The sequence below is a fragment of the Solwaraspora sp. WMMA2065 genome, assembly GCF_030345075.1.
Classification (GTDB): Bacteria; Actinomycetota; Actinomycetes; order Mycobacteriales; family Micromonosporaceae; genus Micromonospora_E.
On record NZ_CP128361.1, the window covers coordinates 2388820 to 2414372 of the forward strand.

Genomic DNA, 25553 nt, shown 5'->3' on the forward strand with positions numbered 1-25553 from the left:
CCGGCCTACTCCCCTGCCCCCTGCTGCGAGCTGGTGATGGCCGGCTCACCGGTGGCCGGCTGCGGTACGCCGATGATCCGTCCGTCCGGCAGCCGGATGAACGCCGGCGGACCGGACTCGACCAGGCCGAGCTTGCGGGCCTGGGCGGCCAGGTTGTTCGGCGCCTCGTACTGCGCGATCTCCTTCTCCAGCTGCTGCTCCTGCAGATCCAGGTTCGACTGCTGCTGCTGCAGGGTGCCGATCCGCACCGCGTTCTCGTTGATCTTGGTGTTGACCAGCAGCACACCGAGCACCCCACCGACGACGACCACCAGGATCATCGCGATGAACGGTGCCCGGGGCACCGACACCGGTGCCGGCGGTGCGACCCGCAGTCGCGGCGGCGCCGGCTCCGCCGAGCTGTCCCAGACCCGGACCGAGTCCTGAGTCGTGGGCTGCTCCTGCAGCGCCGCGCTGCCCTGGGTCGCGTAGCCCCCTGACGGGTTGCTGCGCCGCGCCGCGGTCCGGCCCCCCGACCGCAGTGCGCCCACCCGGGCGCCGCGCTGACCGACCTGCCCCGAGCGGTCGCGCTTCTCGACGTTCATCTCCCCTCCCCCTACTCTTTCTCGTCACGACCCCGATCGTGACGTCTCCGCCGGCCGGCTACCCCGTCCGGTGTGGATGGCCCGGACGCCGCCGCGCCGGGCCGATGTGGTGCTGTCCCCGGGTGGGGCCGTTCGCGGGCGGCCCCACCCTTTCCCCGCCCGGCGGTGCCGGCACTGCGCACCGCCGCCTGTCCGATCTGCTTCGCCACCGGTCCGATCTGCTCCGCCGCCCGCAGCCGCACCGACGCCGCCCGCGGGTTGGCCGCGATCTCCGCCTCGCTGGCCTGCTCGGCACCCCGGCCGAGCAGCCGCAGCGTCGGGCCGGTGCCCGGCAGTTCGACCGGTAGCTCCAGCGGCGCGGTGCTGCGCGCCCGGCCAGCCAACGTCTGCTTGGTGATCCGGTCCTCCAGCGAGTGGTAGGACAGCACCACCATGCGTCCGCCGACGTGCAATGCGTCCAGCGCGGCCGGCAGCGCCCGGCGCAGCACCGCCAGCTCCTCGTTTACCTCGATGCGTAACGCCTGAAACGTTCTTTTCGCGGGGTTTCCCCCAGTTCTTCGGGTAGCCGCCGGCACGGCCGACTCGACCAGCTCGGCCAATCGCGTCGACGAGGTGATCGGCTGCCGCTGCCGCTCCCGCACGATCGCCGAGACGATCCGGCTGGCGAACCGCTCCTCGCCGTACTCCCGCAGCACCCGGACCAGGTCCCCCGGGGGGTACCCGTTGACGATCTCCGCGGCCGTGGTCCCCCGACCCTGGTCCATCCGCATGTCCAGGGCGACGTCCCGGGAATAGGCGAACCCGCGGTCGGGCGCGTCGAGCTGCAGCGAGGACACCCCCAGATCGAACAACACGCTGTCCACCCCGGACAGCTCGAGCTGGGCGAGGACCTCGGGCAACTCGTCGTAGACCGCGTGGACCAGATGGACCCGGTCGGCGAACCCGGCCAACCTCGCCCGGGCATGGGCCAGCGCCTCCCGGTCACGGTCCAGCCCTACCAGGGTGACCAGTGGGAACGCCGCCAGCACCGCATGGGCGTGACCACCCAGGCCGAGGGTCGCGTCGACATGCACGGTCGGCCGGTCACCGCGGTCCAGCGCGGGGGCGAGCAGCTCGAGACACCGCTCGAGCAGCACCGGTACGTGCGTACCGCGAAGCTCCCCCATGTCGACCCCCAGTGACCTGCCTGCCGTGTCGTGCCCGGTTGCTGCGTTGCCGCTCGTCGTACCGCCAGATCCCCATCCGCTCTACTCCCGCCCACCGTCCGCGCCGGGCCGGTGCTCGAAACACGCGCCTGGCGCCGGGGAAGTGGCGCCAGGTGCGGGAGCGGCTGGAGATCTCGCAGTACGTCGGACGACCGGTGCCGACCGGCGGCTCTCGCGTCAGCCACCGACACCCGACGAGACGCCGGGCGGTCGACCATCCGTTGCCCTACAGTCCGCCGGGCAGCACCCCCTCTTCGATGTCCGCGAAGTCGTCCTCGCTATCGGAGAGGTATGTCTCCCATGCCTGCTTGTCCCAGATCTCCACCCGGCTGCTCGCCCCGATCACCACGAGGTCGCGGCCGAGCCCGGCGTACTCCCGCAGATGCGCCGGGATCGTCACCCGGCCCTGCTTGTCGGGCACCTCGTCATGGGCACTGGCGAAGAAGACCCGGCTGTAGGCCCGCGCCGCCTTGTGCGTCATCGGTTGCTCGCGCAACTGCTCGGCGATCCGCTGGAACTCCGGCGTCGGGAACACGTACAGACAGCGTTCCTGCCCCTTGGTAATCACGACACCTCCCGCCAGCTCGTCCCGAAACTTGGCTGGAAGGATCAACCGGCCCTTTTCGTCCAGGCGTGGAGTATGGGTGCCGAGAAACACGGCCCAACCCCCCTTGCCCTTGTACGGCATTCGCGGTGCCGCATCCCCCGGGGCCGGCGGGCCCTCCCGGCCCCGCCATCGCGCCCCACTCTACTCCACTTCCCTCCACCTGCAACCGGAATCGCGACCGAAACACGCCCGATTCACCGACAAAACCGCACGTCAGCGGGGGTGGTGCCGAGTGGAGGAGGCGAGGGCCCGCCCTAGGTCCACTTTCCGACAGGCACAACCGATCCCAGGCACACATCGGGTGAAACGGGCCCCATTACAGCGCTACAACGGCTGTCCGCTCTCGATCGCGGGCTCGCCAGCGGGCAGACGGTGGAGGGAAGTGGAGATCCTGCGCCGGCTACCGCGCGAGGATCTCCAGAGCGGCCCGTACCGGATCACCGTTCCAACGGGAGGCTAAGGCATCGACCAACGTCCAGCCGGCCCGACGCAGCGCCCGCTGCCGCGCCAGATGCGCCTGTGGACCGTCCGGATGGACCCCGCAGATGAGGCCCACGGCCTGCGCGCCGACACCGAGACAGATGTCCACCGTCCAACGCCCTACCGGATAGTCGAACCGCACCGGCCCGTCGAGATCGGCCAGCCGGGCACCGAGCTGCCCGACCCAACCGCTGACCCCGACCGTGGCCACCGCGCCCCCGGACGGCACCGCAGGCGGGGGCCGGCGCGCGTACTGCAGGAACTGCCCCACCAGGCCGTCGGGTGCCGTCAGCGAGGTCACCACCACCAATTGCCGCCGCGCCCGGGTGATCAGGACGTTGAACAGGTGCGGATCGGCGAGGAAACGCAGCCGGGCCGGTGGATCGGCGGCGGTCACCGCGAACGACGCCACCACCGTCTCGGCCTCGCCGCCCTGGATCGCGTGTACGGTGCCGACCCGCAGCCCCAGCTCTTCGATCCGCTCTACCGGGAACTCCTTGACCAGCGCCGCCTCCAGCGCGTCAGCCTGAGCGCGAAACGGGGTGACGACGCTGATCTGCGACCGGCCGGAATCGGCGAGCTCCCGCACCACATCGACGGTGGCGGTCACCTCTGCCTGGTTGACCCCGTCCACGGTGGCCGCCGACACCACCTGCCGCACCGCGATGACGTCGATCGACTCGTTCGCCGGGTGGCGGGTCGCGACCGCGAACCGGTCGGCGTAGAACCGCCGGGCCGAAAACTCGATCAGCTGCGGTACGCAGCGGAAGTGCTCGTCGAGCCAGGTGACCGCCGCGCTGGCGGCAGCGAGGTCGAAGGCGCTGACCCGACGGACGTCGAGCCGGTCGTCCAGACCGTGGCGGTCCAGTGTGTCGGCCACGTCCACGTCCGCGACGAAGGAGACGAACCGCAGCTGCCGCGGGTCGCCGACCACCAGCGCCCGACGGGCCCGGGCCAGTGCCGGCGCTGCCCGGATCTGGTCGCTGTGCGAGGCCTCATCGAGGATGACCAGGTCGAACAGACCGGGCACCGGCGGCAACAGTTCGGCCACGTCGGTCACCGTGCCGATCCACAACGGCAATGCCCGGACCAGCGCCGGACCGTCCAAGGCGCTCAGCAGCTCCCGGCGCCGGTTGCGCCCGGCCCGCAACGCGCTGGCCAGCGCCCCCGCGTTGCGCCGGGCCGCCAAATCCCACCGCCGTTCGCTACCGGCGCGGTGGCGCATCGCGGTCCCGACGTGTTCGGCGAGTTCCCGGTCGGCCTGGTCGAGTCGGTCCCAGTGCACCGTCAGATCAGTTCCGCCTGCCACGGCGAGCCGGGCCCGGGCCGCCACCGCCCGGGCCGCGTCCACCGCCGCGGCCACCTGGTCCAGAGCACCGTCGGTGCTCCCCGCGAGGTCGGCGGCGACGCCGAGCCGACGCCGCAGCCAGCGACGGGCGGCCCACCGCCGCCACCGCGCCCGCCAGCTCCGGCCCGCGCCGCGCGCCAGCCGGACCTTGCGCGCGGCACCGGCGAGGTCCGTCCCGGGTGCGAACGCACCCGGCGCGCTCAGTGTCAACGCACCGAGCAGAGGCTCCCACGAGGTAGCGGCGGCGGCCAACTGCTCGGTCTCCAGTGCGAGCCGGATCAGTCCGGTCTCCCGGTCGACCCGGTCACGGGCCACCGCCACCGCCTCCTCGGCGGCGTACACCCTCGCCGCCGGCACACCCGCACCGGCACCAGCGGCGAGAGTAGCGGCGACCTCCGCCCTTCGTTCGGCGTCGCCGAACAGCACCGGCGTCGGCCCCCGGTAACGGGCCAGCAGATCAACCAGTACGTCGGCGGCGTGCGGCGACTGCGTCACCACCAGGACACTGCCGCCCCGGTCGACCGTGTCCAGGGCGGCGGCCACCACCGCATGGCTCTTGCCGTTGCCTGGCGGACCCGAGACGACGGTGAGTCGTTCCCGCCGGACCCGACGGACCACGTCCGACTGGGCGGCGGTCAGCGGCAACGGCGACTCGACCGCGGCAGCGTCGGCCCCGGTATCCGGCAACCCGGCCGCCACCGCTGTGCCGCTGCCGGTCGGCTGGTACACCTCGGCCAGGGCGGTGCCCGTCAGGTCCCAGCCGGCCCAGGCCCGGCACCGATTCCAGGTTCGCCGCCACGGCGCGATCCGTGACCAGGGAGGTCAGCTCCAACTCACCGGCCGACACCACCCGGTAACCACGCAGCGCACGCTCCAACCGGACCGGTTCGGACAGCAACGGCAGCCGGACCCGGCGACGGACCCCGTCCCGTTCGACGGTGCCGACGACCAGACCCAGGCCGCGTCGCAGGATCCGCTCGTCGCGGTGCAACAGGTCGACCGCGGCCAACCGGTCGGTGGCGGCGTCGCGCCGGTGCCGGTCCGGATCGGCGAGCCAGAGCAGCGGCTGGCCACCGCGGGTCACGTCCAACGCCCGCTCTGGTGCGGCGGGTGCCAGCTCGGCCAACGCCCGCAGCGCGGTAGCGACCATTGAGCTGCTCATCGGTCGTCGACCGTACCAACGCGTCCGTGCGGCGATCCACGCCCACCACGGTCCGGTAACCTCGCTCGCGTGACGGACGCGAAGATGCCCTTGCGGGCGAAGGTGGCAAGCTCGGTGTCCCGCACCGCTGCGGCGCTGTCGCGGGCCGCTGGGCGAGGTGACGGGTCGGTGATCGGCGGTTGGATCGGCCTCAAGATCGATCCGGAGCTGCTGGCGCATCTCGCCGCCGGGCGGTCCGTCGCGCTGGTCTCCGGCACCAACGGCAAGACCACCACCACCCGGCTCGCCGCGGCGGCGGTCGGCGTACTCGGCCGGGTCGCGACGAACTCGTACGGCGCGAACATGCCGACCGGGCACACCTCCGCGCTGGCCAAGGCGGGCACCACGCCGTACGCGGTGCTCGAAGTGGACGAGCACTACCTGGCTCAGGTGCTCGAGGCCACCAGTCCCCGGGTGGTCGCCCTGCTGAACCTCTCCCGCGACCAGCTGGACCGGGCCAAGGAGGTGGCCATGATGGCCCAGCTGTGGCAGGTGGCGCTGGCCGAGCATCCCGAGGTCAAGGTGGTGGCCAACGCCGACGACCCGATGGTGGTGTGGGCGGCCGCTACCGCCGGCTCGGTCTCCTGGTTCAGTGCCGGGCAGCGCTGGCACGACGACTCGTGGGTCTGCCCCGAGTGCGGTTCGGCGATCGAACGCTCCGACAACCAGTGGTGGTGTGCCGGCTGCCCGCTGCGCCGGCCCGAACCGGAGTGGGTGGTCGACGAGGACGGCGTCATCGACCCGACCGGCGCCTGGCACAAGGTGACGCTGCAACTGCCCGGCCAGGTCAACATCGGCAACGCGGCCACCGCGCTGGCGGTGGCCGCCGAGTTCGGCGTACGCCCGGTGGCCGCGGTGTCCCGGTTGGCGGTGGTCACCTCGGTGGCCGGCCGGTACGCGCAGGTGGTCCGCAACGGGCGGACCATCCGGCTGCTGCTGGCCAAGAACCCGGCCAGTTGGCTGGAAGCGTTCGACATGGCCGAACAGGCGCCGACGCTGCTGTCGATCAACGCCCGCGACCCCGACGGGTTGGACACCTCCTGGCTGTTCGACGTCGACTTCTCGCCGTTGCGCGGTCGCCAGGTGCTGATCACCGGGGACCGCGCCTTCGACCTCGCCGTCCGGCTGGAGGTCAACGACGTGCCGTTCCTGCACGTCCCGTCGCTCAACGCGGCGATCTCCTCGGTGCCGCCCGGCCGGCTGGAGGTCATCGCGAACTACACCGCATTCCAGGACATCCGAGCGGAGCTGGACCGTGTCAACTGAGTCGTTCCCGGCCATCGGCCCGTCGATCGGCGGGCCCAGCGTGCTCCGCCTGGTCTGGATCTACCCTGACCTGCTGTCCACCTACGGCGACCGGGGCAACCTGCTGATCCTGGCCCGCCGGGCCCAGCAGCGCGGCATCCCGGTGGAGCTCACCGAAATCCGCTCCGACCAGCCGGTGCCGCAGTCGGCGGATATCTACCTGATCGGCGGCGGCGAGGACGGCCCGCAGGCGCTGGCCGCCCAGCGGCTCCGGGCCGACACCGGGCTGCACCGCGCCGTCGACCAGGGTTCGGTGATCTTCGCGGTCTGCGCCGGCTACCAGCTGCTGGGCACCTCGTTCTTCGCCAAGGGCACCCAGTGCACCGGCCTGGAACTACTGGACCTGCAGTCCGACCGGGGACCGAGCCGGGCGGTCGGCGAATTGGCCGGCGACATCGACCCGCGGCTCGGCGTACCGCCGCTGAGCGGTTTCGAGAACCACGGCGGGCGCACCCATCTCGGCAACGGCGTCTCGCCGCTGGCCCGGGTCACCGCCGGGGTCGGCAACGACGGGACCAGCGAGGGCGCCTGGCGGGGCAACATCCTCGGCACCTACGCGCACGGCCCGGCGCTGGCCCGCAACCCGGCGCTGGCGGACCTGCTGCTGCGCTGGGCGATCGGTGCCGCCAGTCTGCCGCCGCTCAACGACATGTGGGCCGACCGGCTGCGGGCCGAACGGATGGCCGCGATCCGCGCATGAGGCGGCTGTGGCAGGCGCTGCGCGAACCGGCGGTGGCCCGGTTCGCGGCCCTGCTCGCGCTGATCGCCGGCTGCGGACTGCTGGTGCTGCTGATCCCCCGGCCCGACCTGGCGGCCCTGTCCGGCCTGCCGGACCGGCTCGGCCTGGCCGCACCGGTGCTGGCCGTGGTGGGCGGCGCGCTGCTGCTGACCGTCCTGGTGCCCCGGACCTTCATCACGCTGACCTGGGGTGCGCTGTTCGGCCCGGTGGCCGGGGCCGGCTACAGCCTGGCAGCGGCGACGCTGGCGGCGCTGATCGGCTTCGGTGTCGGCCGCTGGCTCGGCCGCGAGTACGTCGCCAGCCGCACCTCGGCGGCGCCGGCGGGCGGCCTGGCCAGCCGGACCGGTCGGGTCCGGCTGCGGCTGGCCCAGCTGGACCGGTGGTTCACCACTCAGAGCGTGCTGGGCGTGGTGACGGTCCGGCTGTTGCCGGTCAGCGGCTTCGGGATGGTCAGCCTCGGCTACGGCACCACCGGGGTCCGGCTGACCCCGTTCCTGATCGGCAGCGTACTGGCGTCGGCGCCGACCGCAGTCGGCTACGCGGTGATCGGCGCGGCCGTGGTCGCCCCCGGTGAGGTCAACTGGCTGGCCGCCGCGCCCGCCGGACTGGGCGCGGCGGCCACCGTCGTCCTGCTGCTGCGCTGGCGCCGCGCGGTCCGCGCCAGTGCCGCCGCCGCCCGCGTCCCAGACCACGATGTCACCGCGCCGGCGCGGGACCGGGCCGGGTCCGACGGCGACGTCACCGCCTCGGCGTAGCCGGACCGGGCCGGGACGACGCCGCCACGGCCGCCGCGACCTCGAGTGGATCGGCCGGGTCGCGACCGAGCAGCCGGACGAGATCGTCGCCGCCGGCACCGAGCAGCCCGTGTCGCACCGCGCTCGCGGTCGACACCAGCATCGGCGGTTGGAACGGCAGCAGACCCGCTGTGTCCGCCAGCCGGGCGCGGTACTCCCCCAGGCCGATGGTGCGGTGTCCGACGCCGAGCCGGGCCGCGACCTCATCGGCGGTCACTGGCCGGCCGACCAGGTCGTAGCGGCGGCCGGCATGCTCCGACGCGGCGGCGGCGACCAGCGCGGCGGCCTCGGCCAGGTCGGCCCGGGCGACCGCGGCCAGGGCCCCGGTGCCGAAGGCGGACTCCAGCCCCTGCGGGCCCCAGGTGAGCAGCGCCCCGAACAGTTCGGCGTACAGCCCGTTGCGCAGTACCGTCCAGCCCAGGCCGCTGGCGGCCAGCAGCTGTTCGGTGACCCGGTGTGCCAGCGCGAAGCCGAGATGGTCGCCCGCCGTGGTCAGGCTCGTGTACACCACCTGGTCGACCCCGTCGCGGACGGCGGCGTCGACGACCGCCCGGTGGCGGGCGACGACCTGGTCGTCCTCGGCGTAGCCGGCGGAGACCAGCACCAGCGTCCGGACGCCGCGCAGATCGAGGTCGGCCGGCCGGTCGAAGTCCAGGTGCCGCAGACCCGGGCGCGGTGACCGGCTGGCACCGGTGACCGGTGCCCCGGTGCGGCCCAGCCGGTCGACGATGGCCGCGCCGAGGTGTCCGGTGGCACCCGTGACAAGGATCATTGAGGACGTCCTCCTGCTCGCCGTAGCTTCCTGCGGCGATCGTCCCGTCCCCCTGTCGGCACCGACAAGAAGGCACTCTCATGTCACCCACGCACACCGCGGTAACCACCTCGGCCGCACAGCTGGAGCCGTGTGGGCGCGCCGAGCACCCCGACTGCGGCATCCGCGACGTGCTGGACCGGCTCGGCGACCGGTGGTCGGTCCTGGTCGTGGTCGAGTTGGCGGCCGGGCCCCGGCGCTTCCGCCAGCTGCAACGGTCGATCGACGGCATCTCGCAGCGCATGCTCACGCTCACCGTCCGCCGGCTGGAGCGGGACGGGCTGGTGACCCGTACGGTCTATCCGACCGTCCCCGCCCAGGTCGACTACCGGCTGACCGACGTCGGCGCCAGCCTGACCCACCTGGTCAAGGCGCTGGCCGACTGGTCACTCGCGCACCGACCGGTGATCGCCGCCGCCCGCCAGCGCTACGACGACCGCGCCGGCGATCACCTGGCCGGCTGAACCCGGGCCGGCCCGCAGCTGACCCTGCGGGCCGGGCCGCCGGCACCAGGAGCCCTGGCCTCAGGGGACCACGCTGACCATCCGGCCCGGGACCACGATCACCTTGCGCGGCGTACGGCCGGCCAGGTGCTCGGCGACGGCGGCCAAAGCGGCGGCCCGTACCTCGTCCTCGGCGGCCTCGGCCGGCACCTCGACGCGGCCCCGCACCTTGCCGGCCACCTGCACCGGGTAGATCACCGACGCGGCCCGCAGCAGCGCCGGGTCGGCCGACGGGAAGTCGGCGTAGGTCAGCGAACCGGTGTGGCCGAGCCGCTGCCACAGTTCCTCGGCGACGTGCGGGGCGAACGGCGCCAGCATCAGGACCAGCGGCTCGGCCGCCTCCCGGGGCGTCGCGGGCAGCCGGGTCAGCGCGTTGGTCAGCTCGATCAGCTTCGCGATCGCCGTGTTGAACCGCAGCCCGTCCATGTCGGCGCGGACACCGTCGACGATCCGGTGCGTCAGCCGGCGGACCTCGTCGGCGGCGGGCGCGTCGGTCACCCGGGACGCGCCGGTGTGCTCGTCGACCAGGGCCCGCCACACCCGCTGCAGGAACCGGTACGAACCGACGACCGCCCGGGTCTCCCAGGGACGGGAGACCTCCAGCGGGCCCATCGACATTTCGTACACCCGGAACGTGTCGGCGCCGTACGCCTCGCACATCTCGTCCGGGGTGACCACGTTGCGCAGGCTCTTACCCATCTTGCCGTACTCGCGGTTGACCGCGGTTTCGCCGTGGAACCAGCCGCCGTCGCGCTCGGTCACCGCCGCCGCGTCGACGTACGCGCCGCGCGCGTCGGTGTACGCGTACGCCTGGATGTAGCCCTGGTTGAACAGCCGGCGGAACGGCTCGACGCTGGACACGTGCCCCAGATCGAACAGCACCTTGTGCCAGAACCGGGCGTACAGCAGGTGCAGCACGGCGTGCTCGACCCCGCCGACGTACAGGTCGACACCGCCGCAGTCGGTCGCCGACGCCGGTCCCATCCAGTACCGCTCGTTGGCCGGGTCCACGAAGGCGTCGGCGTTGGCCGGGTCGGCGTAGCGCAGCTCGTACCAGCAGGAGCCGGCCCACTGCGGCATCGTGTTGGTCTCCCGGCGGTAGCTCCGCCGGCCGGCCGGCGCACCCGGCACCCCGGTCAGGTCCAGCTCCACCTCGACCCAGTCGGCGGCCCGCGACAGCGGCGTCTCCGGGTCGGATGCGGCGTCGTCGGGGTCGAAGGTACGCGGCGAAAAGTCGTCGATCTCGGGCAGCTCCAGCGGCAGCATCTCCTCCGGCAGCGGGATCGGCAGTCCGGTCTCGTCGTAGACGATCGGGAACGGCTCGCCCCAGTAGCGCTGCCGGCTGAACAGCCAGTCCCGCAGTCGGTAGGTGACCGCGCCCCGGCCGTGGCCGCCCGCCTCCAGCCAGGCGATGATCCGTTCCTTGGCCTCGGTCACGCCCAGACCGTTCAGGAAGTCGCTGTTCATCGCCGGCCCGTCACCGGTGTACGCCTTGCCGGTGAAGTCCGCCGGCGGTGTCACGGTCCGCACGATCGGCAGGTCGAACACCTCGGCGAAGTCCCAGTCCCGCTCGTCCTGCGCCGGCACCGCCATGATCGCCCCGGTGCCGTAGCCGGCCAGCACGTAGTCGGCGATGAAGATCGGCAGCCGGGCGCCGTTGACCGGGTTGGTGGCGTACGCGCCGACGAAGACGCCGGACTTGTCGCGGGTCTCGGCCTGCCGTTCGGCGTCGGTGCGCCCGGCCGCCTGCTTGCGGTACGCCTCGACCGCCTCGGCCGGGGTGGCGTGCCCGCCGGTCCACGCCGGCCGGGTGCCCTCCGGCCAGGCGGTCGGCACCAGCTCGTCGACCAGGGCATGCTCCGGGGCCAGCACCATGTAGGTGGCGCCGAAGACGGTGTCCGGCCGGGTGGTGAAGACCTCGATCGGCGCGGCGTCGGTCGGGAAGACGATGTGCGCGCCGGTGGACCGGCCGATCCAGTTGCGCTGCATCAGCTTGATCGGCTCGGGCCAGTCCAGCAGGTCCAGGTCGGTCAGCAGCCGGTCGGCGTAGGTGGTGATCCGCATCATCCACTGCCGCAGGTTGCGCTTGAAGACCGGGAAGTTGCCGCGCTCGGACCGGCCGTCGGCGGTGACCTCCTCGTTGGCCAGCACGGTGCCCAGACCGGGGCACCAGTTGACCGGCGCCTCGGAGACGTACGCCAGCCGGTGCGCGTCGACCAGTTCGCGGCGTTCCCGGTCGGTCAGCTCGGACCAGGCGCGCCCGTCCGGGGTGGCGCGCCGACCCGACTCGTACGCGGCGATCAGCTCACTGACCGGCCGGGCCCTGCCGGCCTCGGTGTCGTACCACGAGTTGAAGACCTGCAGGAAGATCCACTGGGTCCAGCGGTAGAACTCCACGTCGGTGGTGGCCACCGACCGCCGGTCGTCGTGGGCCAGCCCCAGCATCCGCAGCTGGGCCCGGTAACGTTCGATGTTGGCCTCGGTGGTGGTCCGCGGGTGCTGGCCGGTCTGCACCGCGTACTGCTCGGCGGGCAGGCCGAAGGCGTCGAAGCCCATCGCGTGCAGCACGTTGCGGCCGGCCATCCGCTGGTAGCGGCCGTAGCAGTCGGTGCCGATGAAGCCCAGCGGGTGGCCGACGTGCAGGCCCGCGCCGGACGGGTACGGGAACATGTCCAGCAGGAAGAGCTTCTCGGCGTCGGCGCGCGGGTGGGCCGGGTCGGCCAGCGGGCCGACCGGGTTGGGCGCGTGGAAGGTGCCGTCACGCTCCCACCGCTGCTGCCACCGTCGCTCGATCTCGCCGGCCATCGCGGCGGTGTACCGGAACGGTGGGGTGTCCGCCGCGGTCTCGACTGCCTCGCTCATCGTCGGTCGCCACCTCAGGGTCGGTTGTGGGCTGTGGTGTATTGGTCGTGGGCATGAAAAAACCCCTCCACAGGAGGGGTCGCCGTGCTGCCGCCGCCGGACGGCCGCTGCGCCGGTCAGGCGGCCTGGTGGGTCAGCACGGCCGGAGAAGGAGCAGGAAGGCGCCGGCCATGGCGTCAGTGTACTCCGGGTCGGCGAACCAGGTGGACCGCCCTCACCGCCGGCTCCGGCGACGGCTACGACCGGCCGGCCTCCCCCGGTCCCTCCGGCACGGTGCCCGGCCGTGACCGGTCTCCCTGTCCCGCGTCGGGCCGGGGCCCGCCCTGCTCGGCGAGGGCGTCGAACCTGCTCTGCGGGCTCATCGGCGCACCGGACAGGTAGGCCGACCGGGCCAGCGCGTACCCGCCGACCGGCGCGGTGACCACCTGCAGCAGTACGGCCAGGGTCACCACCACCGCGGTCCGTGGGCTGGGCAGCAGGGTCAGCGCGCCGAGCAGGATGAGCACCAGACCCAGGCTGGCCGCCTTCGCCACCGCGTTCATCCGGTTGTAGACGTCGGGCAGCCGTAGCATGCCGAGCCCGGTGATCCCGATCAGCAGGGTGCCCGCGCCGAGCAGCACCCCGGCGAGCACGTTCCAGCCGTTCACCGGCTCCTCCGATGCACCAGGCGGGCGAGCGCGACCGTGGCGAGGAACCCGACCAGGGTCGCGGTCAGCACGATGTCGAGCAGTTCGGCGATCCGCAGCCGGGCGGCGAGGACGGCGACCCCGGCGATGAAGACGAAGAAGCCGAAGTCGACGGCGGCGGCGCGGTCGGCGTCGGTCGGGCCGATCACCAGGCGGATGATCGCCGCCGCCATCGCCAGGGCCAGGACGGCGAGGACGAGGTCGAGTCCGGTCACCGGTCGGCTCCCTCCGGCTGGTCGGCCCGGTCGTCCCGGTCCCCCGGGTCGTCCCGGTCGACCGGGCGGGCGGCGGGCAGCAGGTGGTCCTGCAGCCGGGCGAGTTCGGCGCGGAACCGCTGCGGGTCCTCGGCGTGCATGCCGTGCACGAACAGGGTCGGCGGTTGCGGGCGGACCGCCACGGTGAGCGTGCCCGGGGTCAGCCCGACGGCCAGCGCCATCAGCACCATCTCGGTGCTGGTCCGGGTCCGCAGCGGGAACTCGACGATCCCCGGCGACAGCCCGCTGCCCGGCGTGACGATCTCCCGGGCGACGACGACGTTCGCCACCACCAGGCGGCCGGTGAAGTAGCCGACGAAGCTCAGCACCCGCCCGGCCCGGCGCAGCGTCCGGACCGGCCAGTGCAGCAGCGTCCGGTCCGGCCCCCGGCGCGGCCTGCCGGCCCGGCCGCCGCCGGCTCCCCGGCCGGTACGGGCTTCCACCGGGCCGGTTCGGGTCTTTTCGGTCCGTCGCGTTCGTCTGGTCAACGTCCGGTCACCGCCTCCACATAGGCGCTCGGGTCGATCAGTCCGTCGGCGGCGGTCGCCGCCAGGCCGAGCAAAGGCTGCGCGGCCGGACCCAGCAGCAGGGTGAGGGCCGCGAGCAGCACCGCCGGCCCGGTCAGCCAGGTGGTCATCCGCGGCGGCACGTCGTCGGTACGGGCGGCCGAGTTCGCGGACACCGAAGGTTGGCCGGCCGGGTTCACGGAGGCCGACGGGCGGCCACCATGGTCCACCGGTGCGGGCGTGGGTTCACCCCAGAACGCCAGATCCCAAATCTTGATCATCGAGATGAGTGTGCCGAGGCTGACCAGCACCGCGACGGCGAACAGCAGATAGTCGCCGTTGGCGACCGCTGCCCGCAGCAGCAGGAACTTGGCCAGGAACCCGGAAAACGGCGGCATCCCGGCCAGCGACAGCCCCGCACCTATGAAGGCCAGGGCGAGCAGCCGGTGCACCGTGGCCAGCCCGCCGAGCCGGTCCAGCTTATCGGTGCCGTAGCCGACCACCACCGCCCCGGCGCAGAGGAACAACGCCGCCTTGACCAGGATGTACTGCACCAGGAAGAAGATCGCCGCAGTGAGCGCGGCCGGGTTGAACACCGCCAGCCCGATCAGCAGGTAGCCGATCTGGCTGACCATGTGGAACGCGAGCACCGAACGCATCGTGGTCTCGCCGAGCGCCCCGAGGACGCCGATCACCATGGTCACGGCGGCGGCCAGCCCGATCACCCACCGGTAGTCGACCGCGCCGTCATAGACCACCGCCACGATCCGGACGATCGCATACCCACCGACCTTGGTGAGGACGCCGGAGAACAACGCGGTGACCACCGGTGGCGCGTACGGGTAGCTGCGGGGCAGCCAGCCGTGCAGCGGCACCACCGCGGCCTTCACCGCCAGGGCGAGCAGCACCACTGTGCCGGCCAGGGCCAGCGCGCCGTCGCGGCTGGCCGACCCGGCCAGTTCGCCGAGATCGACGGTGCCGGCGACGGCGTAGACCAGCCCCACCCCGGCCAGCAGGATCGTGGAGGCGAGCAGGTTGACGGTCACGTAGATCCGCCCGGCCACTGTCCGCTCCCGGCCGGCGCCGGCGGTCAGCAGTACGTACGACGGCACCAGCATGACCTCGATCAGCACGAACAGGTTGAACAGGTCGGCGGTCAGGAACGCCCCGAACGCGCCGGCGCTGGTCATCAGCGCCAGCGGGACCAGATACGGTCGCCGGTCGTCACCGGAACCGATGGCGAAGACCCCGCACAGCAGCACGACCAGCGCCACGACCGTGACCATCAGCGCGCTGAAGGTGTCCGCCGCCAGGGTGATCGCGAAGCCTGCCGGCCAGCCACCGATCCGCTCGGTCAGCACCTCACCACGGCGGGTCGCGGCCAGCAGCATTCCGCCCTGGGCGAGCACTGCCACGCCCGTGCCCAGCCAGCCGATCCGGTGCAGCGTCAACCGACGCGGTACGGCCAGCAGCAGCCCGGCCACGACCAGTGGCAGCACGATCGGACCGACCAGCGGCAGCGGCGCATTCATCGGGGCAGCTCCCCGGTGTCGCCGCCGGCCACCGTCCGACCGTGTTCGGCGACCTGGTCGGACATCGACCGGGGCTCGGTCAGCACCGGCTCCGGGCCAGCTTCCGGCTCCGGGCCCGCTGCGATGTCCTGGCCCGCCGCGCTGTCCGGATCGACCTTGTCCTGCGGGCCGGCCTCGCCCAGCTCCAGGTCGGGTCGGCCTGGTCGTGGCCGGTCGACCACCGCGAGCGCGAGCAGGAAGATCGTGATGCCGAATGTGATCACGATGGCGGTGAGCGCGAAGGCCTGAGGCAGCGGATCGGCCGTCGCCGCCGGGTCGACGTCGCCGAACGGCGGCTGCCGGCGCCACAGACCGCCCGAGGCGAGCAGCAGGATGTTGACGGCGTGGCCGAGCAGGACGAAGCCGATGACGACCCGGATCAGGCCGCGGTGCAGGATGAGGTAGACGCCGGCCGCAGTGAGCAGGCCGATCACCAACGCGACGGTCATGGTGCCCGCACCCCCGCCCCGTCGGACGGAACCGCCCCGTCGGACGGTTCCGCCGTGCCGAGCCGCCGTACCGACGCCGTGATCAGGCCCAGCACCATCAGATAGACGCCGAGGTCGAAGAAGGTCACCGGCGACACCGCGAAGCCGAGCACCGACAGTTTCAGCCCGGGCGACGGCGTCAGGAACGGCTCACCGGCCAGCAGCGCGGACAGACCGATCCCGAGACAGGTCAGCAGCCCAGCGGCGAGCAGCGGCCCGGGCCGCAGCCGGCCGGCCGCCGTCGGTGGGCGTCCGGCGTACGCCAGCTGACCGAGCCCGGCCGCGATCCCGGCCACCAGCGCGGCGACGAAGCCGCCGCCGGGCTCGTCGTGGCCGCGCAGGAACAGCCACGCCGAGACCACCAGCATCACCGGGGTGAGCAGTCGGTACGCGAACCGGAGCACCGGATCCGGCTCGGCCGGGCCGGATCCGGTGCGGCCGCGCCCGGCGGTGCCGCCAGGCCCACCGGCGACGCCGGGCCCGCCGGCGACGTCGGGCCCACCGGCGACGTCGCGTCCGGTGGTCCGGAACAGCCCGACCAGCCCGAGTGCCACGGCGACAAGGACGGTCGCCTCACCGAGGGTGTCGAACGCCCGGAACTCGACCAGGATCACGTTGACCACGTTGCCGCCGCCGGTCGCCGGTTCCGCAGTCCGCAGGAAGTAACCCGCCGGGGCGGACAGGTCACGACGACCGGTCAGCCCGACCGTCGCGGCCACCGCGACGGCACCGGCGGCGACCGCGAGGGCGGCGGCGAAGAAGCTGACCGGCTGACGGTCGGCGCCCGGCAGCCGAGCCGGCAGCCGGCGCAGGACGAGCATCGCGACGACTGCGGTCAGTACCTCGACGAGCATCAGGGTCAACGCCACGTCCGGCGCGCCGGCGAGCAGAAACCAGGTGGCGACCATCAGGCCGACCAGGCTCAGCAGCCCGACCGCCGCGAGCGCCGACCTGGCCAGCACGATCCCGGCCAGGGCCACCGCGAGCAGCACCAGCAGCGGCCAGTCGCCGGCCGCCGCGCCAGCGGCCGGCCAGGACGGCATCGACCCCAGCGCGGCGCTGCCGGCCGCCCCGATCAGCACCAGCAGCAGCACCGGCCGGAACAGGTGGGCGGCCGGCGAGTCGTAGCGGGTCGGCCGGCCGACGATCCCGCCCAGTCTCAGCAGCGCGCCGTAGCAGCGGTCGAAGGTGACCGCCCCGGCCGGCGGCAGCCGCACCGACTGCACCAGCCGGTCGACCCGTCCACGGGCGGCGAACAGGGCCATCCCCGACAGCACGGTGAGCGCCGACAGCGCCAGCGCCGGGGTGAAGCCGTGCCAGAACGCCACGTACGGCGGATCGCCGCCGGGGGACGCGTCCTCGGTCGCCTGGTCGATCAACGGGCCGAGCAGCGCGGCCGCCGGGCCGAGCAGCAGGCTCAGCAGCGCGGCGATCGCCGCCGGGGTCAGAAACGCCAACGCCGGCTCGTACAGCTCCGGCTGTCGCGGCGGTCCGGCGAAGGTCTCGTAGACGATCCGGGCGCCGTACGCGAAGGTGAGGGCGGACGCCGAAACGGCCAGCACCTCGGCCGACGGGCTGAGCCACGGATCGACCCCGGTCTTGATCAACGCGTCGAAGATCGCCTCCTTGCTGACGAACCCGAGCAGTGGTGGCAGGCCGGCCATCGACATCGCGGCCAGGCCGGTCAGGGTGGCGGTCACCGGCATCACGTGGCGCAGGCCGGAGAGCTGTCGGATGTCCCGGCTGCCGGCCTCCCGGTCGATGATGCCGACGAGCATGAACAGGGTGGCCTTGAACAGCGCGTGAGCGACGGTGTGCAGCACCGCAGCGGCCAGCGCCGCCGGGGTGCCGACCCCGATCACCCCGACCAGCAGCCCGAGCTGGCTGACCGTCGAGTACGCCAGCATGGCCTTCAGGTCGTGCTGGCGCAGCGCGAGGAACGCACCCGCCAACGCGGTGCCGAGCCCGCCGAGGACCAGCACGATGGTCCAGGCGGCCTGGTCGGCGTAGATCGGCGAGAACCGGATCAGCAAGTAGATCCCGGCCTTGACCATCGTCGCGGCGTGCAGGTAGGCGCTGACCGGGGTGATCGCCACCATCGCGCTGGGCAGCCAGAAGTGGAACGGGAACTGCGCGGACTTGGTGAACGCCGCGACGATCAGCAGCCCGCCGACCACCCAGGCGACCGGCGAGCCGAGCAGCCGGTCGGGGTAGGCCAGGATGGTGGTCAGGTCGCTGGTGCCCAGCTGGACCGTCATCACCACGACCGCCGCCAGCAGCGCCAGGCCGCCACCGGCGGTGACCAGCAACGCCCGGGTGGCGGGGCGGGCCGCCGCCGGACTGGCCTGGCCGATCAGGAAGAACGAGCAGATCGTGGTCAGCTCCCAGAACAGGAACAGCAGTACCGTGTCGGCGGCGAAGACCAGGCCGAGCATCGCCACGGTGAACAGGGTCAGCAGCGTGTAGAGCGCGGCGCACGGGCGGTGCGGGGCGAGGTAGCGCGGGCAGTACATCATGATCAGCGCGCCGACCCCGAGCACCAGCAGCCCGAAGACCATCGCCAGGCCGTCGAGCCGCAGCGCGAACGCGATGTCCAGCGACGGCAGCCAGCGCGCCGAGACCGCGACCGCGCCGTTGTCCAGCACCACCGGCAGCCGGGAGGCGAGCAGCCCGCAACCCAACAGGTAGCCGACCGCGAGCGGGTAGCCGGTGTCGCGGCCGAGCGATCGGGTGAGCAGTGGTACGGCGGCGGCGAGCCCGGTCAGCAGGGCCAGCACCGCGACCATCGTCAACGGGCACCCCTCGGTGCGGCGGTGACCCAGGGGTACGGACCGGCCCGGCACCGGCCGGCGGTCGTCGGGCGCACCTCAACCGTCCTCGCTGGCGGCCAGCAGCACCGGCCGGGTGGCATCCCGGACCACCTGGTCGGCGACGCTGCCGAGCAGCCGGTTGGACAGTCCACGGCCCCGCCGCCCGACCACGATCATGTCCACGTCGCGCGCCTGAGCGACGTCCAGCAGGGCCCGGGCGGGCCGGCCGGTGACGATCTCGATGCTGCTCGGCAGCGGCTGCCCGACGGCGTGGCGCAGTCGGGCCGCCCGGTCGGTGAGCAGTTCCCGTGCCCGGTCCAGCTGGTCGACTTCTTCGGCGGTGCGTTCGCCCCGCTCGACGGCGGCGACGTCGACCACGGTGGTCAGGATCAGCTCGCCGACCCGACCGGCGAGCACCCGGTGCGCCGTACGCAGGGCGTGTTCGGAGTCGGCGGAGCCGTCCAGGCCGACCAACACCCGGGGCCCCGTGCCGGGTGCGCTCGGCCCGGTGTCGGGCGGTGCCGGGCGGGTTTCCAACCGCCCCGTCGGTCGCGATCCGCGCTCCACCGCGATCGGGACGAAGAGCAGTCCGAGCACGGCGCCCAACGGATACCAGTACCAGGCGCGTTGGCCGTGCCGGGCGATGAACACCGCCACCGCTACGATCCCGGAGAGCACCCAGACGGCGACGACGGTCACGATGTAGCCGGCTGTGGACATCCAGCTCCCTCCGGTTGCACGTACCGGTCGACCCGCCCGACCATCTGACCTGGTCACCGCTGGTGTCGCCGACTACCCGGGAAACGCCGGTCCTACCCGGCCGCCCGGCGGGTTCACCCCGGCGGGTGGTGTCGGTCGGGGCGGGGCGCGGTCCGGGCGGGCGCTTGAACCGGACCGGTCACCGGCCCGTACTCCCGGTGGGGAGCGGGTGCCGCCCTGCCCGCTCCCGCGCGGCTCCCGGACCGTCCGTCTACGACCGGGTTGCCCACGGTGAGCATGGGCGGGTGAGCAGACCACGCCATCCCGTGGATGGCGGACGCGCGAAAGATGGATAGCCTGAGAGGCATGTGGGGTCCCTGCGGCGGGAGACGACGGTCCCCCACGTGACCGACGGCGGGCGGCCGGGCCGACCCGCGTGACGCCGTACGACGAGGAGGAGGATCGTGACCCAAGACAGCTGGGACGATCTGGGTGCTCCGATGCCCCATGACGAGTTCCGCGCCGTGTCCGACGCCATCGTGGCCAACATAGAGCAGGTCATCGAGGGCAAAACCGCCACGGTTCGGCTGGCACTCGCCGTCCTGCTCGCGGAGGGGCACCTGCTGATCGAGGACGTTCCCGGAGTCGGCAAGACCAAACTCGCCAAGACGCTGGCCAGGTCGATCGACTGCTCCGTACGCCGGATCCAGTTCACCCCGGACCTGCTGCCCAGCGACGTGACCGGAGTCAGCGTCTACAACCAGGACAACCACGACTTCGAGTTCAAGCCGGGCGCGGTCTTCGCCAACCTGGTGGTCGGCGACGAGATCAACCGGGCGTCGCCGAAGACCCAGGCCGCGCTGCTCGAATGCATGGAGGAGCGGCAGGTCACCGTCGACGGCACCACCTACGAGCTGCGGACGCCGTTCATGGTGATCGCCACCCAGAACCCGATCGAGATGGAGGGCACCTACCCGCTGCCGGAGGCGCAGCGGGACCGGTTCACCGCCCGGATCGCGATGGGCTACCCCGACCCGAGCGCCGAGCTGGCGATGCTCGACGGGCACGGCGCGGCAGACCCGGTGCACCAGCTGCAGCCGGTCTCCGACGCGGCGGGGGTGCGGCGGCTGATCGCCACCGTCCGGGAGGTGCACGTCGCCGACCCGGTCAAGCAGTACGCGGTGGACCTGGTCACCGCCACCCGGGAGTCCCCGGAGCTGCGACTCGGTGCGTCGCCCCGGTCGACCCTGCAGCTGCTGCGTACCGCCCGCGCGGTCGCCGCGCTGGAGGGCCGCGACTACGTGCTCCCGGACGACCTGCAGGCGCTCGCCGTTCCGGTGCTGGCCCACCGGCTGATCCCGACCGCCGAGGCACAGCTGGCCCGACGGACCACCGACGCGATCATCGCCGAGCTGGTGCACCGGATGCCGTTGCCCCACGAGCGGCAACGGCCGGCCGCCCCGGCGTACGACGGCAGCCAGTTCGGCCCGGCCGACGCCCCGATGGCCGTCCCCTTCGAGCCGCGAGGCCGGTGACCGATGCGGGCGGCGCTGCGCGGCCTGACCACCCGCGGCCGGTCGTTCCTGGCCGCCGGCGCGGCGGCGGTCGTCTCGGCACTGATCCTCGGCGAGAAGGACCTGCTGCGGGTCGCCATCCTGCTGGCCGTCCTGCCGCTGCTGGCCGCCCTGTACGTGGGCCGTAGCCGGTACAAGCTGGCCTGTACCCGCTCGCTGGAACCGCACCGGATCCCGGTCGGCTCCAACGCCCGGGTGGTGCTGCGGCTGCAGAACCTGTCCCGGCTGCCCACCGGCACCCTGCTGCTGGAGGACCGGCTGCCGTACGCCCTGGGCAGCCGGCCCCGGGTGGTGCTGGAACGGCTCGGTGCTCAGCAGGCCAGTTCGGTGGCGTACACGGTGCGGGCCGAGGTCCGCGGCCGCTACGAGGTCGGCCCGCTGGTGGTCCGGCTCACCGACCCGTTCGGCCTGTGCGAGCTGACCCGGGCCTTCCCCAGCGTCGACCGGCTCACGGTCATCCCACAGGTCACCGCGCTGCCGTCGGTCCAACTCGCCGGCGAGTACGCCGGTTCCGGTGACAGCCGGGCCCGGTCGGTGGCGGTGCACGGCGACGACGACTCCGCCACCCGCGAGTACCGCCGCGGTGACGACCTGCGCCGGGTGCACTGGAAGTCGACCGCCCGCACCGGTGAGCTGATGGTGCGCCGGGAAGAACAGCCGTGGGAGACCCGGGCGACCGTGGTGCTCGACACCCGCGCGTACGCGCACCGTGGCGAGGGCCCGACGGCGAGCTTCGAGTGGGCGGTGGCGGCGGCAGCGAGCATCGCCGTGCACTTCCGGTCGAACGGCTACCGGCTGCGGCTGGTCACCGACACCGGCATCGACGCCGACGCCACCGAGGCCGACGGGGACGGACTGCTGCTCGACCGGCTGGCCGACGTCACCGCCAGCCAACGCAGCGACATCGCCACCCTGGTCGAGCAGGTACGCCGCCGCTCGGACAGTTCACTGGTGATCGCGTTGTTCGGAGCGCTCACCCCGACCGAGGCTAAGCTGCTGGCCGGGCTGCGGGGCAACCGGTCGACCTGCGTCGGCCTGCTGATCGACAGCTCGACCTGGATGAATCTGAGCCCGGACGAACGGGCCGAGGCCGACCGGGCGCACGGTGCCGCCGCGCTGTCGCTGCTGCAGAGCGGCTGGCGGGTGATCGGAGTGAACCATGGCGACCAGTTGCCGTCGCTGTGGCCGCAGCTCGCCCGGGGTTCCCAGGGCTTCGCCTGGCGGGCCGCGCTGGCCGAGACGATAGCCGGAGGAGTGAATTGACCACCCGCAGACACCTCGGTCTGGTCGCGGCGGCAGCCACCCTGATGGCGGCCGCGCCGATGGCCACCATCTTCCAGGACTGGACCTGGCTGGTGCAGTGCGCGATCACCGTGACCATGATCGGTGGCGCCGGGATGCTGGTCCGCTCGTTGCGGGCTCCCGGATGGCTGCACCCGGTGGCCATGATCGGCGCGCTGCTCCTCGCCCTGACCTGGCTGTTCCCCAGCGGCGACGAGTTCCTCGCGGTGCTGCCGTCGCCGGCGACAATCGGCCACTTCGGTGCGCTGCTGGCCCAGTCGGCGCAGGACGTGCACGCGTACGGCGTGCCGGTGCCCGACGGCGACGCGCTGCTGTTCATCACCGCGCTGGGGATCGGTTCGGTCGCGGTCGTCGTCGACGTGCTCACGGTGACCCTGCGCCGGCCGGCGCTGGCCGGCCTGCCGATGCTGGCGATCTACTCGGTGCCGGTGGCGATCTACGTCGACAGCGTTCCGGCGGCACCGTTCGTGGTCGGCGCGGTCGGCTACCTGTGGCTGCTGATGGCCGACAACGTCGACCGGGTCCGCCGGTTCGGCCGCCGGTTCACCGGCGACGGCCGGGACGTCGACGTGTGGGAGCCGTCGCCGCTGGCCGCCGCCGGTCGGCGGCTCGCCGTGCTCGGGGTGGTCATCGCGGTGCTGATCCCGCTGACCATCCCCGGCATGACGTCCGGGCTGCTGACCAACCTCAGCGGCGGCGGGACCGGCGGCAACGGGCTGGGCAACGGCCCCGGCCAGGTGAACCTGTTCGCGGCGTTGAGCGGCCAGCTCAACCAGAGCGAGGTCACCGAGATGGTCCGGGTGACGACCAACGACCCGGCCCCGGCGTACCTGCGGATCGGTATCGCCGATGAGCTGCGCGAGGACGGTTTCGCCAGTCGCCCGCCACGCGGGCGGCCGGACTCGGCCCGGTCGCTGCCCGACCCGCGGACCGACCCGGACATCCGCAACACCGGGGTCAGCCACCAGGCGTACGAGGCGACCGTCGAGGTCACCGGGAACTTCAACATGGCGCTGCTGCCGACCTACGCGGTGCCGGTGCAGATGCGCGACGTGGACGGCAACTGGGCGTACGACCGCACCGCGCAGATCGTCTTCTCCGGCCAGTCGCGGGCCCGCAACATGACCTACGGATTCGAGTACGTCCGCACCAGCTACACCCCGGGGGCACTGCGCCGGTCCCAACCGTTGCCGGCCGACAACGACCTGCGGCAGGCGTTCACCGCAGTGCCGCAGGTGCCGCAGGTGACCGAGCTGGTCGGGGAGCTGACTGCCGGCGCGCGCAGCGACTACGACCGGGTGCTGGCCATCTACGAGCACTTCTCCCGAGACAACGGTTTCACCTACAGCCTGGCCACCGAGGGCGGCACGGCCGGCCAGGACATCGTCAACTTCCTCGACAACAAGGTCGGTTTCTGCCAGCAGTACGCCGCCGCGATGGCGTGGCTGGTCCGCGCCGCGGACGTACCCGCCCGGGTGGCGTTCGGTTTCACCAACGGCTCCCGACGACTGGAGAACACGTACACGCTGACCAACCTGAACCTGCACGCGTGGACCGAGGTCTACTTCGACGGGCTCGGCTGGGTGCCGTTCGACCCGACCCCGGCGGCGAGCATCCCCGGCTCGGTGCGCTCCGAGTGGGCGCCGGACGTGGACGCCCCGCCGGACGCCGGACCGAGCGCCGGACCGAGCGCGGCCCCGTCCGCCGCGCCTTCGACGACGGCGCTGCCGGAGACCGGGCCCGGCCAGCTCGACCCGGGTGCACTGGGTGCCGGATCCGCTGCCGATTCCACCGCCGGTCCCCGTTGGCCGTGGTGGGCCCTCGCTGGTGTGGTCGCGGTGCTCGTGTTGGCGGCCCTGCCTGCGGCCCGACGCGCGACGGTACGCCGTCGGCGGCTGGCCCGTGTCCTGGCTCCGGTGACCCCGGCGGGCACCGACCCGACGGACGCTCGGGACGCCGACTCCCCCGCCGCGAGCGGGGCCGCCGCCGGTGGTGCTCCGCTGATGACCGTCACCGGCGCCGACGCCGGGGCCGCCCGGCAGCACGCGCACGCCGTCTGGAGCGAACTGGTCGACACCCTGGTCGACCTGCGGATGCCGGTCGACCGGTCGGAGACGCCACGGGCAACCGCGGCGCGGCTGGCTGCTCTGGAGTCGGTCCACGGTGCGGCGACCGACGCGGTCCAGCTACTCAGCCAGGCGGAGGAGCGGGCCCGGTACGCCCGTCAACCGGTGCCGGGCGAGCCGCTGGTCGAGGCGTTGGGGCGGGTACGGGCGGCGTTGGCGGCCGGGGTGGGTCGGCGTACCCGGCTGGCGGCCCGGCTCCTGCCGCTGTCGGTACTGCTGCGCTGGCGGGACGCGGTTGTCGAGGCGTACAGCCGGGTCTTCTCGGTCGTCGGCCGGTGGCGCGACGCGGCGGCGCGGTTGAGTCCGCGCCGGCTGTTGGCCAACCGGGCGGGTCGCTGACCCGTCCCGGGGTTTCGCGAAACCGCCACCTCGGGTCGGCGCACCGGGCATAATCGCCCACGTGCCGAGACGCTTGATCGCAGCGCGGTCAGTCAAGCAGCGCGGTCAGTCGACGAGATCCGTGGCCGACCGCCGCTGCCCCGCGTGGCGGGCCGGTAGGCGGGCACGACAAGACCACCCGGCTCACGCCGAACCGGGCGGCTGGTCCCGCCCGCTAGGTCAGCGGTGGCCCTCCGGCCGCTGGCGCCAGCGCTCGTCCAGCCGGTCGATCAGCGATGACCGTCGCCCGCTGCGGGTCCTCCGACGTGTGGTCCCGCCGACCACCCGCAGGTCGGGCGAGTTCGACTTGCGCTGGGACTGCATGGCGAACGCCGCTGCCCCGAGCATGACCACGAAGCCGGCCACACCGAGCAGCGGCACTTTGCTCACTGTGCCGTAAACGACCAGGGCAAGGCCAATGATGATCACACCGGCAGCGACGAGCAGGCGACGCCGCGCGTGGAAACGCGGGTCGCTGGCGCGCACGGCCGAGGCGAATTTGGGGTCCTCGGCAAGCGACCGCTCGATCTGCTCGAACAGCCGCTGCTCGTGCTCCGAGAGCGGCACGGCACTCCTCCCCGGTCACGTTGGTCAGCCCGGTCGGACCGACAGACCGTGGCAGCCAACCGGCTGCTTACCCGCAAGTCTACGAGGGGGGTCGCGGGTCGGAAAGCCGGACGACGGACCGCCTAGGTTGATTTTCCGTCCGGCGGACGTCAT

Annotated in this window: 22 protein-coding genes; 8 read left to right on the plus strand and 14 right to left on the minus strand. The window is 72.9% G+C overall.

Going from position 1 to position 25553, the window contains the following annotated elements:
- Window positions 1-5: 5 nt before the first annotated feature.
- From ftsL to O7610_RS10780, 4 genes are all read right to left on the minus strand, one after another.
- Complete coding sequence (ftsL, locus tag O7610_RS10765) at window positions 6-584, minus strand: cell division protein FtsL (protein ID WP_281550602.1); 579 nt, start codon at window positions 582-584, stop codon at window positions 6-8.
- Window positions 585-595: 11 nt separating this feature from the next.
- Complete coding sequence (rsmH, locus tag O7610_RS10770) at window positions 596-1750, minus strand: 16S rRNA (cytosine(1402)-N(4))-methyltransferase RsmH (RefSeq protein ID WP_475054840.1); 1155 nt, start codon at window positions 1748-1750, stop codon at window positions 596-598.
- A gap of 265 nt (window positions 1751-2015) precedes the next feature.
- The gene (gene mraZ, locus O7610_RS10775) at window positions 2016-2447 is read right to left on the minus strand and encodes a division/cell wall cluster transcriptional repressor MraZ (protein WP_123602607.1); all 432 of its coding nucleotides are present in this window, start codon (window positions 2445-2447) and stop codon (window positions 2016-2018) included.
- 349 nt (window positions 2448-2796) lie between these two features.
- The gene (locus tag O7610_RS10780) at window positions 2797-4953 is read right to left on the minus strand and encodes a DEAD/DEAH box helicase (protein WP_281550603.1); all 2157 of its coding nucleotides are present in this window, start codon (window positions 4951-4953) and stop codon (window positions 2797-2799) included.
- Between the two features lie 13 nt (window positions 4954-4966).
- Between O7610_RS10780 and O7610_RS10785 the strand changes: the two genes are divergently transcribed.
- The 4 genes from O7610_RS10785 to O7610_RS10800 all read left to right on the plus strand — a co-directional run bounded on the left by O7610_RS10785 (window position 4967) and on the right by O7610_RS10800 (window position 8224).
- A complete protein-coding gene (locus O7610_RS10785; protein ID WP_289213175.1) occupies window positions 4967-5377 on the plus strand; it encodes a hypothetical protein in 411 nt (136 codons plus the stop codon).
- A 93-nt stretch (window positions 5378-5470) separates the two neighbouring features.
- Entirely contained in the window at window positions 5471-6691 is a 1221-nt protein-coding gene (locus O7610_RS10790; RefSeq protein WP_281555629.1) for a Mur ligase family protein, read from the plus strand.
- Window positions 6692-6731: 40 nt separating this feature from the next.
- Window positions 6732-7430: a type 1 glutamine amidotransferase gene (locus O7610_RS10795; protein ID WP_475054844.1), complete on the plus strand. Its 699-nt coding sequence runs from the start codon at window positions 6732-6734 to the stop codon at window positions 7428-7430.
- Complete coding sequence (locus O7610_RS10800) at window positions 7427-8224, plus strand: TVP38/TMEM64 family protein (RefSeq protein WP_289213176.1); 798 nt, start codon at window positions 7427-7429, stop codon at window positions 8222-8224. Before O7610_RS10795 ends, O7610_RS10800 begins: the two co-directional genes overlap by 4 nt.
- Here the strand turns inward: O7610_RS10800 and O7610_RS10805 are convergent.
- Window positions 8208-9035: a Rossmann-fold NAD(P)-binding domain-containing protein gene (locus O7610_RS10805; RefSeq protein ID WP_281550606.1), complete on the minus strand. Its 828-nt coding sequence runs from the start codon at window positions 9033-9035 to the stop codon at window positions 8208-8210. The two genes, O7610_RS10800 and O7610_RS10805, sit on opposite strands and share 17 nt — an antisense overlap.
- Window positions 9036-9115: 80 nt before the next feature.
- Here O7610_RS10805 and O7610_RS10810 point away from each other — a divergent pair, with 80 nt between their 5' ends.
- Complete coding sequence (locus O7610_RS10810; protein ID WP_289213177.1) at window positions 9116-9538, plus strand: winged helix-turn-helix transcriptional regulator; 423 nt, start codon at window positions 9116-9118, stop codon at window positions 9536-9538.
- Between the two features lie 60 nt (window positions 9539-9598).
- Here O7610_RS10810 and leuS read toward each other — a convergent pair whose 3' ends face one another.
- The 8 genes from leuS to O7610_RS10850 form a co-directional block, all read right to left on the minus strand.
- Complete coding sequence (leuS, locus tag O7610_RS10815) at window positions 9599-12439, minus strand: leucine--tRNA ligase (RefSeq protein WP_289213178.1); 2841 nt, start codon at window positions 12437-12439, stop codon at window positions 9599-9601.
- Window positions 12440-12675: 236 nt separating this feature from the next.
- Window positions 12676-13086: a monovalent cation/H(+) antiporter subunit G gene (gene mnhG / locus O7610_RS10820; protein WP_281550609.1), complete on the minus strand. Its 411-nt coding sequence runs from the start codon at window positions 13084-13086 to the stop codon at window positions 12676-12678.
- Entirely contained in the window at window positions 13083-13298 is a 216-nt protein-coding gene (locus tag O7610_RS10825) for an MrpF/PhaF family protein (protein WP_370461544.1), read from the minus strand. Before O7610_RS10825 ends, mnhG begins: the two co-directional genes overlap by 4 nt.
- A gap of 38 nt (window positions 13299-13336) precedes the next feature.
- Entirely contained in the window at window positions 13337-13750 is a 414-nt protein-coding gene (locus tag O7610_RS10830; RefSeq protein ID WP_289213600.1) for a Na+/H+ antiporter subunit E, read from the minus strand.
- A gap of 113 nt (window positions 13751-13863) precedes the next feature.
- Window positions 13864-15417, minus strand: coding sequence for a monovalent cation/H+ antiporter subunit D family protein (locus tag O7610_RS10835; protein WP_289213179.1), 1554 nt, complete (start codon window positions 15415-15417; stop codon window positions 13864-13866).
- Window positions 15414-15905 (minus strand): sodium:proton antiporter, encoded by a 492-nt coding sequence (locus O7610_RS30850; protein ID WP_281550611.1) that lies wholly within the window; start codon window positions 15903-15905, stop codon window positions 15414-15416. Before O7610_RS30850 ends, O7610_RS10835 begins: the two co-directional genes overlap by 4 nt.
- Entirely contained in the window at window positions 15902-18736 is a 2835-nt protein-coding gene (mbhE, locus tag O7610_RS10845) for a hydrogen gas-evolving membrane-bound hydrogenase subunit E (RefSeq protein WP_502959084.1), read from the minus strand. Before mbhE ends, O7610_RS30850 begins: the two co-directional genes overlap by 4 nt.
- Before the next feature lie 75 nt (window positions 18737-18811).
- On the minus strand, window positions 18812-19474 hold the full coding sequence (locus O7610_RS10850; protein WP_281550612.1) for a universal stress protein: 663 nt from the start codon (window positions 19472-19474) through the stop codon (window positions 18812-18814).
- A 443-nt stretch (window positions 19475-19917) separates the two neighbouring features.
- Between O7610_RS10850 and O7610_RS10855 the strand changes: the two genes are divergently transcribed.
- From O7610_RS10855 to O7610_RS10865, 3 genes are read left to right on the plus strand one after another with little or no spacing between them, the layout of a single operon-like run.
- Complete coding sequence (locus O7610_RS10855) at window positions 19918-20988, plus strand: AAA family ATPase (RefSeq protein ID WP_281550613.1); 1071 nt, start codon at window positions 19918-19920, stop codon at window positions 20986-20988.
- A 3-nt stretch (window positions 20989-20991) separates the two neighbouring features.
- The gene (locus tag O7610_RS10860; protein WP_289213180.1) at window positions 20992-22290 is read left to right on the plus strand and encodes a DUF58 domain-containing protein; all 1299 of its coding nucleotides are present in this window, start codon (window positions 20992-20994) and stop codon (window positions 22288-22290) included.
- Entirely contained in the window at window positions 22287-24794 is a 2508-nt protein-coding gene (locus O7610_RS10865) for a transglutaminase TgpA family protein (RefSeq protein ID WP_281550615.1), read from the plus strand. The genes O7610_RS10860 and O7610_RS10865 overlap by 4 nt, the downstream gene beginning before the upstream one ends.
- Before the next feature lie 219 nt (window positions 24795-25013).
- Here O7610_RS10865 and O7610_RS10870 read toward each other — a convergent pair whose 3' ends face one another.
- Window positions 25014-25400: an SCO2097 family morphological protein gene (locus O7610_RS10870; protein WP_281550616.1), complete on the minus strand. Its 387-nt coding sequence runs from the start codon at window positions 25398-25400 to the stop codon at window positions 25014-25016.
- Window positions 25401-25553 lie beyond the last annotated feature (153 nt).

Bases quoted from the DNA above. Each gene is read 5' to 3' on its own strand.
- O7610_RS10805 (WP_281550606.1), bottom strand. From the start codon at position 9,035: ATGATCCTTGTCACGGGTGCCACCGGACACCTCGGCGCGGCCATCGTC.
- rsmH (WP_475054840.1), bottom strand. From the start codon at position 1,750: ATGGGGGAGCTTCGCGGTACGCACGTACCGGTGCTGCTCGAGCGGTGT.
- leuS (WP_289213178.1), bottom strand. From the start codon at position 12,439: ATGAGCGAGGCAGTCGAGACCGCGGCGGACACCCCACCGTTCCGGTAC.
- O7610_RS10835 (WP_289213179.1), bottom strand. From the start codon at position 15,417: ATGAATGCGCCGCTGCCGCTGGTCGGTCCGATCGTGCTGCCACTGGTC.
- O7610_RS10790 (WP_281555629.1), top strand. From the start codon at position 5,471: ATGCCCTTGCGGGCGAAGGTGGCAAGCTCGGTGTCCCGCACCGCTGCG.
- O7610_RS10850 (WP_281550612.1), bottom strand. From the start codon at position 19,474: ATGTCCACAGCCGGCTACATCGTGACCGTCGTCGCCGTCTGGGTGCTC.
- O7610_RS10800 (WP_289213176.1), top strand. From the start codon at position 7,427: ATGAGGCGGCTGTGGCAGGCGCTGCGCGAACCGGCGGTGGCCCGGTTC.
- ftsL (WP_281550602.1), bottom strand. From the start codon at position 584: ATGAACGTCGAGAAGCGCGACCGCTCGGGGCAGGTCGGTCAGCGCGGC.
- O7610_RS10825 (WP_370461544.1), bottom strand. From the start codon at position 13,298: ATGGCGGCGGCGATCATCCGCCTGGTGATCGGCCCGACCGACGCCGAC.
- O7610_RS30850 (WP_281550611.1), bottom strand. From the start codon at position 15,905: ATGACCGTCGCGTTGGTGATCGGCCTGCTCACTGCGGCCGGCGTCTAC.
- O7610_RS10860 (WP_289213180.1), top strand. From the start codon at position 20,992: ATGCGGGCGGCGCTGCGCGGCCTGACCACCCGCGGCCGGTCGTTCCTG.
- O7610_RS10810 (WP_289213177.1), top strand. From the start codon at position 9,116: ATGTCACCCACGCACACCGCGGTAACCACCTCGGCCGCACAGCTGGAG.